15 protein-coding genes are annotated in these 14,731 nt (G+C 47.6%); all 15 read right to left on the minus strand.

The window, feature by feature from the left end; genetic code table 11:
- Positions 1-53: 53 nt before the first annotated feature.
- A complete protein-coding gene (locus H7U12_RS06055) occupies positions 54-1,544 on the minus strand; it encodes a S8 family peptidase (RefSeq protein ID WP_186634514.1) in 1,491 nt (496 codons plus the stop codon).
- Positions 1,545-2,348: 804 nt separating this feature from the next.
- Complete coding sequence (bla, locus tag H7U12_RS06060; protein WP_186634516.1) at positions 2,349-3,149, minus strand: subclass B1 metallo-beta-lactamase; 801 nt, start codon at positions 3,147-3,149, stop codon at positions 2,349-2,351.
- Positions 3,150-3,238: 89 nt separating this feature from the next.
- A complete protein-coding gene (locus tag H7U12_RS06065) occupies positions 3,239-3,619 on the minus strand; it encodes a nuclear transport factor 2 family protein (RefSeq protein WP_186634518.1) in 381 nt (126 codons plus the stop codon).
- A 269-nt stretch (positions 3,620-3,888) separates the two neighbouring features.
- Positions 3,889-4,011, minus strand: coding sequence for a hypothetical protein (locus H7U12_RS22970; protein WP_206683886.1), 123 nt, complete (start codon positions 4,009-4,011; stop codon positions 3,889-3,891).
- 57 nt (positions 4,012-4,068) lie between these two features.
- Positions 4,069-5,265 carry an MFS transporter gene (locus H7U12_RS06075; protein WP_186634520.1) on the minus strand — a complete coding sequence of 399 codons (1,197 nt, stop codon included), beginning with the start codon at positions 5,263-5,265 and terminating at the stop codon, positions 4,069-4,071.
- 492 nt (positions 5,266-5,757) lie between these two features.
- Positions 5,758-6,669, minus strand: a complete 912-nt coding sequence (locus H7U12_RS06080; RefSeq protein WP_186634523.1) for a helix-turn-helix domain-containing protein — start codon at positions 6,667-6,669, stop codon at positions 5,758-5,760.
- 84 nt (positions 6,670-6,753) lie between these two features.
- Complete coding sequence (locus H7U12_RS06085; protein WP_186634527.1) at positions 6,754-7,491, minus strand: SDR family oxidoreductase; 738 nt, start codon at positions 7,489-7,491, stop codon at positions 6,754-6,756.
- 16 nt (positions 7,492-7,507) lie between these two features.
- Complete coding sequence (locus tag H7U12_RS06090; RefSeq protein WP_186634530.1) at positions 7,508-8,413, minus strand: NmrA family NAD(P)-binding protein; 906 nt, start codon at positions 8,411-8,413, stop codon at positions 7,508-7,510.
- Positions 8,414-8,685: 272 nt separating this feature from the next.
- The gene (locus H7U12_RS06095; RefSeq protein ID WP_186634533.1) at positions 8,686-9,093 is read right to left on the minus strand and encodes a hypothetical protein; all 408 of its coding nucleotides are present in this window, start codon (positions 9,091-9,093) and stop codon (positions 8,686-8,688) included.
- A 160-nt stretch (positions 9,094-9,253) separates the two neighbouring features.
- Positions 9,254-9,841 (minus strand): hypothetical protein, encoded by a 588-nt coding sequence (locus H7U12_RS06100; protein WP_186634536.1) that lies wholly within the window; start codon positions 9,839-9,841, stop codon positions 9,254-9,256.
- A 120-nt stretch (positions 9,842-9,961) separates the two neighbouring features.
- Positions 9,962-10,396 (minus strand): hypothetical protein, encoded by a 435-nt coding sequence (locus H7U12_RS06105; RefSeq protein WP_186634539.1) that lies wholly within the window; start codon positions 10,394-10,396, stop codon positions 9,962-9,964.
- Positions 10,397-10,478: 82 nt separating this feature from the next.
- Positions 10,479-11,003 (minus strand): DUF4269 domain-containing protein, encoded by a 525-nt coding sequence (locus H7U12_RS06110; RefSeq protein WP_186634542.1) that lies wholly within the window; start codon positions 11,001-11,003, stop codon positions 10,479-10,481.
- A gap of 97 nt (positions 11,004-11,100) precedes the next feature.
- Positions 11,101-11,610, minus strand: a complete 510-nt coding sequence (locus H7U12_RS06115) for a hypothetical protein (RefSeq protein ID WP_186634545.1) — start codon at positions 11,608-11,610, stop codon at positions 11,101-11,103.
- 264 nt (positions 11,611-11,874) lie between these two features.
- Positions 11,875-13,086 (minus strand): alpha/beta hydrolase-fold protein, encoded by a 1,212-nt coding sequence (locus H7U12_RS06120; protein WP_186634548.1) that lies wholly within the window; start codon positions 13,084-13,086, stop codon positions 11,875-11,877.
- 338 nt (positions 13,087-13,424) lie between these two features.
- A complete protein-coding gene (locus tag H7U12_RS06125) occupies positions 13,425-14,666 on the minus strand; it encodes an alpha/beta fold hydrolase (protein WP_186634551.1) in 1,242 nt (413 codons plus the stop codon).
- Positions 14,667-14,731 lie beyond the last annotated feature (65 nt).

Genomic DNA, 14,731 nt, shown 5'->3' on the forward strand with positions numbered 1-14,731 from the left:
GGCAACTCTGTCTAGCGAGTTGCCCTTCTTTATGCTTGTGCTAGGATGGTTGCTTATTGAACAGCTCTGATGGCACGTAAGGCGTTCACGCGGCCATGACCGTAATACGTGTCACGGCCTGGTTTGCCCAGATCATCAGCAGAAGCGCGAAGAACCGCTTCTACTTTAGCGGGGTCCATTTGTCCGCCGTTTCGGCCAATGATCAAAGCGGCCACGCCCGTAGCGTGTGGTGCTGCCATGCTGGTGCCGGCCATCCAGGTATAACCTCCTCTAGCCGAAGTGCTCAGCACCATGTCAAGGGCCCAAGTGTATTGTCTTACGCCTCTAAAGACAACAATTTCATTTGTAGGATAGTCAAAGTCTCCGCCTGGCGCAGCAAAGTCAATGACAGACGTACCGAAGTTAGAGTAAGAGGCAAACTCATCCAGATTGGTGGTGAGTGGCGCGTTGGCCCAGCCCGTTGGCCCGGTGGCGGAGATGGAGATCACGTTAGGGGCATCAGACGGAATGTGTACCAGATCCTGATCGGCGTTTCCGTTGTTGGCATCGTTACCGGCAGAAGTGATGATGGTCACTCCTTGCTGAGCGGCATAGGTGGTCACGCGGTTAATGGCCACGATTAACTCCTGAATGGCTTTGGTTTCATTCACCACATAGTCATCTGCCGGGTTCTCTGGGGTGCCATTGTCATATAAGTACTTTGAGTTGCGCGGGATAGCGGCTCCCAAGCTCATGTTGATAACATCAGCTTTTTGTTGGGTGGCGTACAGGATTCCCTGCATCATCCAGGAGAAAGACCCTGAACCGGCATCGGCTAATACTTTCACTAGAATCAATTTAGCGGCCGGGGCTACACCAATAACGCCTAGGTTGTTATCTACGGCGGCAATTGTGCCGGCGGTATGGCTGCCATGGCTGGCACCAGCTCTGTTGAATTGGGCAGGTTCAGTGGGTACGAAGGATCTGGCATCCACAATGTTGCCTTGAAGATCTGGGTGCGTCAAATCAAAACCACCATCCAATACGGCTACTCTTACGCCCTGGCCCAGAGCTCCCTCGTTCCATGCTTCCGGTGCCTGAATGGCGGTGTGTCCCCACTGAAGCGGGAAGTAAGGGTTGCTGTCGCCGGTGCTTGCCGGGTTAACGTTGTCCGCTTCAACTGCTTTGTCTTTCAACGGGTCAAACCCTTGGTAGGAAAAGTCATTGACCACTGACCGAACGCCACTGATCTTAGCCGCCTTGGCCGCAAAGTTAGGGTCATCTGAGGTTGCCGTCGCTAGACCAACTTCATTGAGCAAAGCAGTAAGCTTGCCATTGGAGGAGTTTACTTTCGCTGCGATGTCTGCCGGCAACTGGGCGCCAGAAGACACGATGATGTACTTGTTTGAATGGAAAGTGACAGAAGAGGTGGCTGACGTCGCATTGCTGATCGCGTTCTGTCTAAGGTCTTCCGGAAGGACTTCTTCTTCGCTACAACCAAATGCTCCTAGCAGCCCTACTGCAAACAATGAATTGATAAATGTGGATCTGATTTGTTTGTTCATGGTGGTTGGTAAAAGGTTTAAAGAATAGTTTAAGGATATAATGTGGGAAAGAAAATTTTCTATTGATTAGTAATATAGTGCATTTTTGCGCTATATGGTTCATTCTAAATAGATTATATCTTAATTTTTTTCAGAGGGAAAGCTTGTAGATGGAATTTTAGTGCATAACTAATTGAAAATCAATGGTTAGTTTGAAGGTTGGTCTATTTTGAAGGTTTTGCTTAAAATGACGGTTAGGCCTCCCGGAGATAGGTGAGAGCGTGGGTAACTAGTTGAGTATTAAATATATAATTTATTTAATGTTCGTAGTCGGACAGTGGCGGTGAGCAGCTGACGGGGCAGTTTCCTGCTATTGTCCTAGCCAAGAAGTTTCAGTTGGTGAATGGAAGCCTCCGGTTACTTGTGCAAACGAGAGGGCAAAGCAAACGCCAGCAAACGCCAGGAAGTAAGATGTACCTTTATGGTGCATGAACTGACAAGATCATTAACAAGAAAGTAGCGGACCCATCTACAGCTAGAGAGAAACTTTCCACGTGCCTGGATTCTCCTGCCAGGGCACGTTGAAAGTTGCCGTTGCCCTGCGGCTACCTTTAGCTCACGTGCCGTTTTACGCCTGTTTTAGAGAAATCCTGTGAAAAGCAACGGAGGACCTTGCAGAACCTCTGATGAACTTTTGGGGAGCTTTCCTGCAACGTTTGCCAGTATGTACTTGAAAGGCAAGCGGAGCGCTGCCACTTTTTTCGCTACCAGAGAGCGTAAGTAAGTTCTGTGACCCAAAGTGCGGCAACCTGGAGGGTCATAGGTTTATTGAAACAGTTGTATGGTGTATTCCAGCAGTTCTACTCCACCCCATTTGCCGTGTCCGGGTATCACGATCTTGGCATCTGGGTACTTCTGTTTGAGGTTGGCTACTGTTCCGGGCCAGGCGGCCACATTCGCGTCTTCTAAATTGCCTTTGCCTGCTCCGGTCTCTTTGATCAGACAACCCCCAAATAAGGCCTTCTCGTACGGAAAATACCCGATGACATTGTCTTTGGTGTGCCCTTCTCCTAAGAACTCGGCATATACCTTTTCCTTTCCTACTGTAAGCGTCAGTAGCTGCTCAAAAGTGTTTTGTGGAATGGAAGAACCGTCTTTCTTTTCGATTAGAAACTCAATGGTTTTTTGGTTCGCATACGAGGGGATTCCCTGTTCATGAAACATGTCCAGGCCTCCTACGCAATCTGCATGGAAGTGCGTGGCGACAACTGCCTTCACCTCAGACTTCATTTTCTCAGTGATCACCTCTAGCAATGTTCTTGCGCTTGCCTTGTCGGCCGGAGTGTCAAAAATAACCGCCTGGTTTTCGTTTATGACCAGCATCCCGTTGCAGCCGACTTTGCCAAAGCTTTCGGTCTGTAAAAAGGACGTGTGCACATACACGTTATCACTGAGCCGGTGAAGAATCAGGCTTTCTGTTTGGTAGATGATAGAGTCTTGGGCCGCGTCTGAAGTTTCTTTTAAAGCTGCCGTACCCATTGGGGTACTGGTTCTGGTGGTGCCGTGATGGCAGGAAATCAGAAATTGCCCGAGGATTACAACGAGGGTTAGAGTTCTTTTGATCATGCTGCTCTTTCAGATAGAGGGCCGTTTGGGAATTTCAGGCAATAAACGCAATTCTACACGAAAGCAGTAGCTACTTGCGACTACCTACCTTAGCTTTTATCCGTGATTCCTATGATCAAGCCGTCTTTCAACCGGAATTCTGATTGGCCGGTCATTTTCACGGTGTCTCCGGCTTTCATGCCGTTGGGCAGATCGGTGGCTACCCGTGCTTCGTAGGTGATGGCTGCGGTTATGTTGTTTTCCTGAAAGCTCCAGGAATCAACGGTCTGCTGCCTTTGGGAAAAGTATTGTTTCGCCGCTTCGGCCTGGCTCGTGAATGCTTCTATCCCTTCGGTTCTTAAGTTGACAACCCCATTGGAGATGTTTTCAAATACGATGTCCTGGTGTAAGTCTCTGATCATGCCCTGCACATCGAACGCATTGTAGGCTGCAATGTAGTGTTGGATGACTTGTTTAGAATGTTCCTGCATGGCTAGGTCTGTTTGGCAAATTAAAAGGAAACCTGTGTTGAAACGAAAGATAGTTGGTTTTTAGGTATCCGTTTTCCCAAGGCTGGGCAGCAAGATTAGTTAACAGTAGTTCCCCTCACGCTGGAGTACCCTTTTGGTAGACAATGAATAGTCAACCTCCAATTTACGTTGCCGAAGTCTTCCGGCAAAGCGGTTTGCAGAAGTATACCTGGGGGGGCAAGCTACTAAATGCCCTTCCCGTTTTAGACCTCTTTTCCCGAAAACAGCCCTTATTCATACCGGTAGAGCTGTAGCTTTTGAATCTGATACTCGCCCACCGGAAAGCGGAGGTGGTGGCCCTGGTGCGTCTGGTCTCTGTTCAGGTGCCGCAGCACTTTCCACTGGCCTTTCACGAAGCTGCCTTCGTCTACCTTCAGGATGCCGACGTTCTGCGGGAGCTTTGAGGGAGGTTACGCTACGGCCAGATTTCTGGCTTTCTGCCGGTACGCCACGATCAGGAGTACGCAGAACAGCACTCCAGTAAAGGCCAGCGCCGCGCCCACGTACTCCGGAGACGTATACCCGAAACCGGCGGCAATGGGCAGCCCTCCCAGGAAAGCACCCAGAGCATTGCCCATGTTAGAGGTGGCCTGCAGCAGCGAGGAAGCCAGCATCTCAGCGCCTTTGGCCTGCTGGACAATCAGCATCTGCATGGGAGCAATCATCCCGAAGCCAATCGCGCCAATGAGAAACGTCATCATGATGGCCGTAGGTTTAAATTGGACCAAAGCGACCATTAACAGCAGCGCCGCTACCATGCTCACCAACAACAGGGTAGTAGTGGTTAGGGGAGAGAACCGGTCGGCCAGGCGACCGCCCGCAATGTTCCCCACCACCATGCCCAGGCCAGCCACTACCATGATAATGGTCATGGAATTGCTGCTGAAGCCCGCGATCTCGGTCATCAAGGGTGCGATGTAACTGATCCAGGCAAAGAAACCTCCGGTGCCGATGGTGGAGATGCCAATGATAAACCAGAGCTCTTTGTGCTTGAAGATGTTGAGGCTTTTCAGGAAGCTGGTCTCGGATTCTGATTTCACCGAAGGCATCCAGACTTTGACGGAGAACGCGGCTACCAAGGCAACCACCGCAATCAAGGCAAAGGAAAACCGCCAGCTGTAGTGATGGCCGATGTACGTTCCCAGAGGCACCCCAATGATATTGGCCACCGTCAGCCCCGCGAACATCACGGAGACCGCCCGCGCCTCGCGGCCCGGTTCAGCCAGTTTGCTCGCGACCACCGCCCCAATGCCAAAGAATGCACCGTGCGGAAGACCGGCCAGCAGCCTGGTAGCCATCAACAAGGGGTAATTGTTCATCAGGGCAAACAAGCCGTTGAAGACGCTCACCATGAGCATAAGGGCTATCAATACTTTTTTAGGTGGCATATTGGACGTGAGGCCTACCATCAAGGGCGCGCCAATGACCACCCCTAAGGCGTAAATGGAAATAAGGTGACCCGCCTCCGGGATGGAGATGTTGACCGCCCGTGACATATCGGGTAGAATCCCCATCATCAGGAACTCGGTCATGCCAATGCTGAAGCCACCCAGCAAGAGGGAAATCAGACTTAATTTGAAGAGGGGGGAGGAGTTGGTATTGTTCATGTAAGCGTACTATAAATCAGACGAAGGTAAAAAAAGGAGGCTAGCGCTACCTGCTTGCAAAGAGCGACAGAAAGCCCTATTGTAATTTTGGAAGACAAAGGTAGGTAAACGTAAGGTTAGCGAGCGTTGCCAGGTTAGTATGGTCCAATAAACCACTCTCCTTGGAGCACCTGCTGCGTTAAAAAGTTAGTATGAAGTTGGTGTAACGATCTTAAAGACTTGAGGTTCCCTTGAAAAGACAATTAGGTATAAACCCCATTGCTGCCTAAGAAAATGTGAGGCAGCGTTTTGGGCCTGTTTTCTCAGAAACAGGCCCAAAACAAAGAAGGAGCAGTTCCTGGCTGCTCCTTCTTCGTTTTTTTACTAATGGTTTAGCTGATAGGTTGCGACCATTTTTGGAGCCTTTGCTTACCTAGCCGCGACTCCATTTGCCAGGTGCCGAAACGTAAGCTACCTGCTTTGTCAGCCGAAGTGGTTTTACCCCGCTCCGTTTCAATTGAATGACTGCCTGAACTCCAAAGGCGTCAGATGGGTCTTGCTCTTGAATAATCTGCTGAAGGATTGCGGATGCTCAAAGCCTAATTGGTACGCTACTTCCGCTACCGAAAGATCTGAGGTGGATAATATTCCTTTGGCCTGTTCAATGATTCTGCTGTGGATGTGCTGCTGGGTGTTTAGCCCGGTCAACGAACGCAGCATGTCACTCAGATAGCTGGCCGACACATGCAACTGTTCCGCCAAATATTGTACCGAGGGGATGCCTTTCCGCAAGGTTTCTTCCTGGCTGAAATAGGCCGTTAACAGATCATCAAATTGCTGGATCAAAGGACCACTCACCGCTTTGTGCGTCAGAAATTGGCGTTTGTAAAACCTGCTGCTGTAATTGAGTAACAACTCCAGCTGGGAGATAATCACATCCTGGCTGAAATCGTCTATTCTGCTGTTCAGTTCCTCATCCAATATTTTGAAAACGGAGAAGATGGTTTCTTTCTCCTTCTCAGAGAGATGCAGGGCCTCGTGGGTGTCGTAAGAAAAGAAACCGAATTGCTTGATTTTCTTGGCCAGGGAATACGATAGAAGAAAATCGGGGTGCACCAGCAACAGAAAGCCCTTGGTTTTGCTGTTTTTCGGTTTTTCAAATAACTGTCCTGGCGCAGTGAAAACCATACCGCCTTCCCCGAAGTCATAATAGCTCTGTCCGTATTTGGCTTTGCCAACCGTGTCTTTATAGGCAATTTTGTAGAAGTCCAACACCAGGTGGTCGGGTAAGGCTTCGGGCGGCATTTCCATCTCCTCCATCCGGATAAAGCTAACCAGGGGGTGTTCAGGCTTCGGTAAACCAAACTTCTGGTGGAACTCTGATAGGGAGCGGAACTTATACAGCCGGTTTTCGTCTTTTCTCATCTCGTCAGGTTTCTTTAGCTGCCAGGCAAACCACCAGCTACTCTTGTTTTCTGGGTGTTTCGCCTGGCAAAAGTACCGATTGTTTCACCAAGGCGTTTCTCCTGTTTCAGGGTTATGTTCTTCGCTGATGAATTTCCCGGTAGGGCCCTCTTCCCCAATCATGGCGTATTTTGCAATCCGCTGGCCGCCTTCCTGCACGGTTCCGGTGCCTCTGTGGCCGTTGAAATCAGTGGCTACAAATCCGGGGCATACGGCATTCACCTTGAACGGGGTATCGCGTAGTTCGTACGCCAGGTTAATGGTGTACATGTTCATTGCCGCTTTGGATGCCGTGTAGACGGCTGCTTTGTGGGTATAGTATTTCCAGTTAGGATCACCGTGCAAGGTAAGCGAACAGCCGCTGGAGGAAACATTGACAATGCGGGGCTGGCTGGCTTTCCTGAGCAACCCGATAAACGCCTGCGTTACCCGTACCACGCCGTACAAATTGGTGTCCATCACCTGCTGAAACGCCTCAGCGCTCGCTTCTAAGGCGGCCTGCGGAAATCCTCCATTGATGCCTGCGTTGTTGATCAACACATCCAGCACCTCGGTTTTATTTTCGATTTCGTTTCTGGCAGCATTCACCGAGGCGATGTCAGTCACATCCAACTGGATGGCTTCCGCTGCTTCAAATCCCGCTTGTTTCAATTGTTCTACGGCTGTCTTTCCGTTGTTGATATCCCGGCTTCCCACGAACACATAGTACCCGTTTTCCAAAAGTTGTTTGGCGGTTTCAAACCCTACTCCCTTATTGGCTCCTGTTATAAGTGCTTTTTTCATGTTCTTAATAGTATGGTTATAGGTTCTTGTATACTGCGGCAAATTCATCGGCAAAATCGGCTAGCTTCACTTTCCCTAGCGTAGGTTTATTTAGGTAGAAATCATGGTACAAACTACCGTTCTGCTGGGCTTGCTGCATGGCCACCAGGCCGTTGGCGATCCACTCGTTGATCCCCGCCGACAGCATTTGGTTCAATAATGTGTCCGGCGGAATGACTTCCCATCTCAACTCAGGATTCCCGATGGATTTTCCCAAGGTCCGCGCGATTTCGTTAGGGGATACCTCGTCACTGGCCAGATACTGGACCGTTCTTCCGTTGAACGGTTTCTCCATTTCCTGGGCAATGGTAGCGGCAATATCATACGGCGAAACCCAAGGTTCTTTCTGGTCTCCGCCGTAGCTCTGGATGATGGCTCCCTTGGCTTGAATCATGGGTAGCCAGCGGTAGATGTTACTGAAGAAGCCCACCGGACGCATGAACTTGATGGCTACGTTTTCTGGAAGGGTTCTAAGGATGTTCTCCACGGTATGATGCACCAACAGGCTGCCCGTGCCTTGCTCTGAATGCGCTCCCACACTGCTCAGGTGCACCAGACGGCTAACACCCGCCTGTAGTACCGCTTGCACGTAATGGTGGGCTATTTTCTTAAACTCTGCCAGAAAGTCAATCGCTTGATCATAGATGCTTCCAATTCCTTCCCAGGCTTCCATCAGGTAAACGGCGTCTGCTCCGGTAAAGGTCTGGGCCAGAAAATCGGCATCCTGAATGCTGCCGATGGCCGGAATGGCTCCGGCCTGCCGTATGGCTTCTATTCTTTCGGGTTTGCTACTGATGACTGTTACCTGGTGTCCGTTCGCTACCAATAATTGCGTGAGCGGTTTTCCTATGTTCCCTAAAGAACCTGTTATCACGATGTTCATTTTGACGACTTTTGTTTATGCAAAAGTGCAGGACACCGCCAAAGCAGAAGTAACAGAAGTGAGGGATTTTGTAACCGAAACGGGTAACTGGAATTTCAGGGATGATGTTTCCTCATGACAGATAGCACGCTGGTGCAGGAGGCATGCAAGGCCATTGGCATTGTTATGTTGCGCTTGCCACTCGCATCCTTTTTCTGTTTTCTGCCTGTTTTTCAGAAATCAGGCTTAAAACAGAAGTTACAGGGATTTCCATTATTAAGTAAGGTACTCAACTACTCATTGGAAATACAGGAAGGCTGTTTCACTAGTAGATACATATGAAATGCTGACACTATAAAAGGCCAGAAGAAGATAAGCCCTTCTATGGTGGTGAACAAGTTCACGGCCTTCTTTCCCTTTGGGCCTATGAAGAATAAAAAGGAAGTCACATTCAACGCTAATAACACAAGGATCACTCGGCGCCTCTCGCCTTTATTCTCCGTGAACAGCATAACAAGCCCGAAGTATCCGAATATTCCAAGCACGCCTTGGGCCAGAAGAAAAGATTCTTCACGGTTGGAAGGAAAAGAACCTGCATGGCTCATCACAATAAACAAGGAAACTATGAATATAAAAGTAGCTGGCACTATTGCAGAGATGGCTGTTCCATAGTAAAGAATCCTGGTTATTTCTTTTTGCATAAACACAATTTGATTTACTATTTGGTTAGGAATAGCACTTCACGCTTTAGAAAGCTTTCCAGTTTTTAATGATCAATGCCCTACAACGGGTTCGTATAAACAACGTGCTAGGCCGTCGGCCGGAGGCTGGCGTTTAGGCGTTGTTGGGCAGAGCTTTCTTTTACTCTATGCCGCCTTTTTTCTTAAACTTCCGCTCGTACTCTGATTGCTTTTTGGTCATGCCTAATCTTTTATACAGCCTTGACAACTCCAAATACACGTATTCAGACGATGGACCAACTTCTTCACTTATCTTAAATGCTTCAATTGCCTCTTCAACTCTGTTCTCGTCTCTCAAGATATAACCGAGGTCTTCGGCTACTGTATTTTTGTTGGTAGCGTTGTAAAGTCCGCCTATAAGTATATCAATTCCTATTTGTGGGTTTTCTTTTGAATAGTATAAAGTATAGTCACCAAAACAATTGGAAGCGACTGCTGGGATGACTGAGTTTTCCTGTTCATAAATACTTTCAGCAACAGCAGCGTGTCCGTCCTTATTTTTCTTTATTACTGTTTCTGCTATGCGCTCAGGCGTCATGATGCCAATAAAGCAATCAATTGTCCTATCTGTATAGACTTGTTTTGCTTTTACAAAATAGGTGTTTTCTTCTTCGGGTAAAAGCATGAAGTCTGTGGGTTCAATAATCCACTCCAACTCGTCGTCATTATCTGCATTTGTTACTGCAAAGACACTTGTATTCGTGTCCATGAAGATTTCCTTTACTTTCATTAATATTATTTATGCTTTGCCCCAACGGATAGTATAAACGGCGGCGAAGGCCTTCGGCCGTAGCATGGCTTATGGACGAGGCGGTTGGGCGGAGTTATTTTACCAAAACTTCCACCAAGGTTTTTTCTCGCTTTCTTTTAATATTTTCAACTCTCCATTCCCATCAGGAATCCAAATATCACTTGAACCACTTGCGTCAAAAAATCCTACCTTGTGTTTTGCTGCCAATTCAGTTGTTTTTTGATAAGCAATACCAGCCTGTGACCAACTAAATGCCGCGTAAACCACATTCCTTCCAATACCATAGTCCGTTTCGTTCGGGTTTTCGGTAGGGTCGCTTGCGTTAGGTCCATTCAAGTCTGGAAAGCTCTCTTGCATTTCTACATACCAATTCCTTAACTCATCGGAAGTGTTCTTAGGGTCATCATAACTATGGTCTTCTGTCCATTCAGTTTGATTCTCATACCACTCCATAAACTCTTTTTTTCTTAAAGGAGCGGCATTCATTTGAAAAACCATTAAATCATAACTCATTCACCCTGTTTTTTAATTGCGCACAACGTACTTATGTAAACGACGGCTGAAGGCTGACGTTTATGCCTTGTTGTACACAGGTTTATATTTCAAATCTCAACAGTTCTACATAAGGATCTCCAACCAAACCCAATAATTTTGCAAAAGCTGGCTCTGTCTTTAGTCCTTCTTGTTTAAGTCGTATGATTTCCGTTCTGAACTTATCACCCTTTAAATTCAGGATTTTATGTTCAACGAGCATATGCCTATATGCATTTTGATCTTTAGTTGGGTAATCCTGTCCAAAAACTTCTACTTCAAATTCTCCTGCTCGAAAGGTTGCAATTGTTGATAATAAGTTATTCCAAGTATTTGTCCGAATTTCAAATTTGTCTTTGTCCGAGTACAAACTAGTGAGTGTTTCTGCAAACTCCTGGTGATTGGAACATTCACAAATAATATCTAAATCACTTTCTGGTAGGTCAATTCCAATTGGTATAGTTCCTGTCAATATTGGGTTGTAAGCTTGCAAATTCTCAAAAATTGAAAGTTTAGTCAGGTCTATATAGGCTTGTTGCTGACGCTTATTTCCTTTTTTTAGATATTCAATATTTGTGAAGTCTGGCATCTGTGTTTTAAATTGTGTACAACGTACTTGTGTAAACGACGGCGAAGGCCGTCGGCCGATGCTGGTGTTTACATAAGTACGTTGTGGCGCGTTTTCTCTAATCAATGTACAGCTGGCTCGCTATAATGTAAAACCATTGGCTATCCAATTGCTTCTTTTTTATTATACTGCTGTTTTGAGTTTCTACTCCTTCACTTTTACCCTTTGGGTCGTAAACTATGTAATGATGAACGCCAGTGAAAATTCCCTCGTATTTCTTTATAGTGAATATAATGGTACTATCTTCATTAATTTGCATAGAATAACCTTTTGCTAATGATTTGTTTTGCCATAGCTTGAGAAGGCTATTAAGTTCAGGTGAAATAGGGGCAACTTTATTTTTAAAGAAGTCTTCATCTGTACGAAATATTATTGAGGGAATCCAAGGGCTTTTACCTACAAGCTCTTCATATCCGTATGGTATCTTTATTTGTTCAAGGTTGTCGATTAAAATTTTTCTTGCGGATTGATACTGTTCTAATTTTGAAATTGTCTCCTCATCAAACCTCTCTTTTCCACAAGATGTTAAAGCAAAGACAAGCAAAATTTGGAGGAATGTTTTTATCATGATTAATAGTTTAAATTACCGCCAACTACCCTATATACAGAGTCTACTCCGGTTATCAGTCCAATATAAGGAATGAAATGTCTGGATGTCAGTTTAATTCAGCTTATCACTCAAGCAGACTTGCCGAAAATATTTTTAGCTCACATGTTAAGGAAACGCTTTCGTTTTATGCCTGCTTTCTCAGAAACAGCACAAAAACAAAGCCGGAGGTGCCTATGGCTGCTCCGGCTTTGCAATAATGAAATTGGCCTTTGTGCCTTGGTTTTACCTACCAGCTTCCAGCTCCTTTAACTTCTTTCGGGTTTCTGCTACTTCTTCCAGAGACAAGGCTTTCCGGAACGCTTCCATGGCCTTTTTCTTATCTCCTATCTTTACATAGTAGTCGCCCATGGAATCATGGAGGTTGCCAACGGTGGGGTAGTTTTCAAGGTTCATCTTAAAAAACTGGTAGGCCTTTGCATACTGCTTTTTGCCCAGGGAAATGTAGCCCAAGGAGTTCACCGTGCCCTGTGCCGGCAGCACCGGATACTGCAGCATGGCAGACACGGCGCGGTAGTGGTTTTTAATGTAGTCCACCGTGATAGTAGAGTCATTTAAGTCCTTGTCTAGTGCATACTTATTGAAGAAATACCGCAGGGCGTCATATTGTGCCGGAAATGGAACCGAGCCATGGTTGTCTTCCGGGTAAAATTTCCAGGCCCAGGCCAGGTTCTTGCTTTTTCTAAGGGTCTCCCTGAATAGGAGACTATTCCGCACATTATGATTGCCTTGGGTATTGTCCTGCACCACCCGCACCGTATCCATTCCCTTGTTCATGGTGTTGGCCGTGGCAAAGAAAAGGCTTTTTCCGGCAGATCCTTTCTGGGGCAAGGCTTTCTGGGCCTGCTTCAGGATGAGTTGGTTGTCCCACCAAACACTAGGGTCAATGGCTACATACGAGGTAAACAGCGCGGGCTGGTTGACCAAGGCATGCAAGGCCGTTAAGCCTCCTAAGGAGTGCCCCACCAACATGCGGTACGTTTCTGTTTGGTAACGGGTCTCAATGTACGGCATCACTTCCTTTTCCAGAAATGCCATAAAATTGGGCCCTCCGCCGGAGGTCTTTAAATCGTTGGCCGGCTCACCACTGGCCCAGAAAGGAGAGTGCGTAGGTGTCAGGTCCCGTACCCGATCTGTGCTTTCAATGCCAACAATAATCATCTCGGGCATCTTGCCTAAGGCGCTCAGATAGTCCACCGTTCCGACCATGGAGGTGAAAAACGCCTCGCCGTCTAACAGGTACATGACCGGGTAGCGCAGCTTGCTACCGGCAGTAAAGGATTTAGGCACATAGACCCACAGGGTTCGGTTTTCCTTTAGAATAGCCGAGTGAAAGGTCTGCTTGGTACCAATGGTGATTGGGTTGTCTTTCTGCTTAGCAGCTTGCCCAAAGCAAAGCGCCGGGAGTAGTAATAGAACGAAGAGAATTGCTCTCATATGAGGTGAAGGGAAGAAAGGGAAGATTGATGAGATGTTTTTCAAATATTGATTCACTAAGGTAAACTGATTTCACCGATCACACCCAGGAAAATGCTATATATAACTAGCTGTATGTTCTGCTGCTGATTTGCTTCAGGAAACAATGTTCTGTTTTCGGCCTATTTCGGTGAAAACAACCCAAAAGCAGCGTTCTCACGAGATGCGTACCTCGTTATATTGCAAAGACGTCATCCGGCAGGAGGAAAGGGCGCTACCTTCCCAACCAAAGAGCAGAATGCGAATGTAGTCCTTTCACGCTATAAGTTTCAGAAGCCCACATGCCCCTACGATTTCCTTCATTTAGCATTTTTCAACTGGTTGATTCTCTCCAGGTTGTTCTTGCTGTTTCTCAGCGTGGAAGAGTCGTTGGTGGCGGTGGCAAGTGCCATGGCTTTATGGAACTGCTGTTCGGCTAGTTTAAGGTTTCCCTGCTTCAGCAAGGCTTCCCCGTAACTGTCAAACGCGTTAGCTGATTGCGGATACTGGACCGTGTTGTATTTGAACGTGAGCAGGGCCAGGGCGATATGGTCTGGATGGTTGAGCTGCTGGTAGGCAATGGTGTTGATCATAGACTCCTTGAAACCGGAGTTCCGCAGTGCCTCAAACGCCACCGCTTCGGCCTTCGGTTCTTTGCGTTGTTTCAGGTAAGCAGCCGCCTGTTTCATGCTCGTTTCCAGGGCCGCCATTTTCGCTTCGTGTTCCTGCCGCTGCTTTTCCTTGGCGGCGGCCTGTACCACCTGGTTGATGGCGTTCACCACCAGTTCCGGCTCCTCGCGGTGAATGTTGTGGCCACTTCTGGAGGTAATGACATGCGCGCCGCTGGTAAACTGACCGAAGAGCGCGCTGTGCAGATTCCGCCATACTTCTACGCCCTTCGGCTCGTGCAGGAACAACTCAGGGTTATCCCGTTTCTGAACCGAAGTCAGCACCACGGCCGGTACCTGGGGTAGCTTCCCAAAATCAGGCAGCTCAGCTTTCTCGAAGATCTGGTTGATGGCCTCGTTCTCCTGCTTGAACTTGGCGGGTACGAAGCTGTTCTGCAGTTCCATGTCTTTCATCGCTTTGGCATAATCTGCCTTTTTCAGTTCCTGCATCATTTTCTCGTGCGCCGGGTCCACAAACACAAACCCTTTCACTTTGTCCGGGTGCTTTGCCGCGTAGGCGCGAATAATAAAGGCTCCGTAGGAATGGCCCACCAGGATGAAGGGTGCTTTGAGGTTGGCCTTCTCCACGAGGATTTCCAAGTCCTGCACCGCCTGCTCTAGGGTATGCGGATTGGGATTGGGTTCCGAGTTTCCTGTTCCGGCCCTGGAGTACAGCAGCACCTGATTGGTTTGCATCACTTCAGCGGCCACGTTGCCCCATACTTTATAAGCTGTCCCAAACCCCGATTCAAAGATGACGGTGTATTCTCCCGCGCCTGCCTGCACCATTTCTAGGGAGTGGTTCCCCACATTTACCATTTGGGTTTGTTGTGCTTGGGCCAGCGCCATATTCCCTAGGAAAAACAGCAGCAGCAAGGTTCTTTTAAGCATCATAGAAGTAGTTGTTTAAACAAGATGTAGGTCAACCGCCTCCGAAATAAAGGCACGGCAGAAGGTTA

It is taken from the genome of Rufibacter sediminis, from assembly GCF_014269285.1.
Classification (GTDB): Bacteria; Bacteroidota; Bacteroidia; order Cytophagales; family Hymenobacteraceae; genus Nibribacter; species Nibribacter sediminis.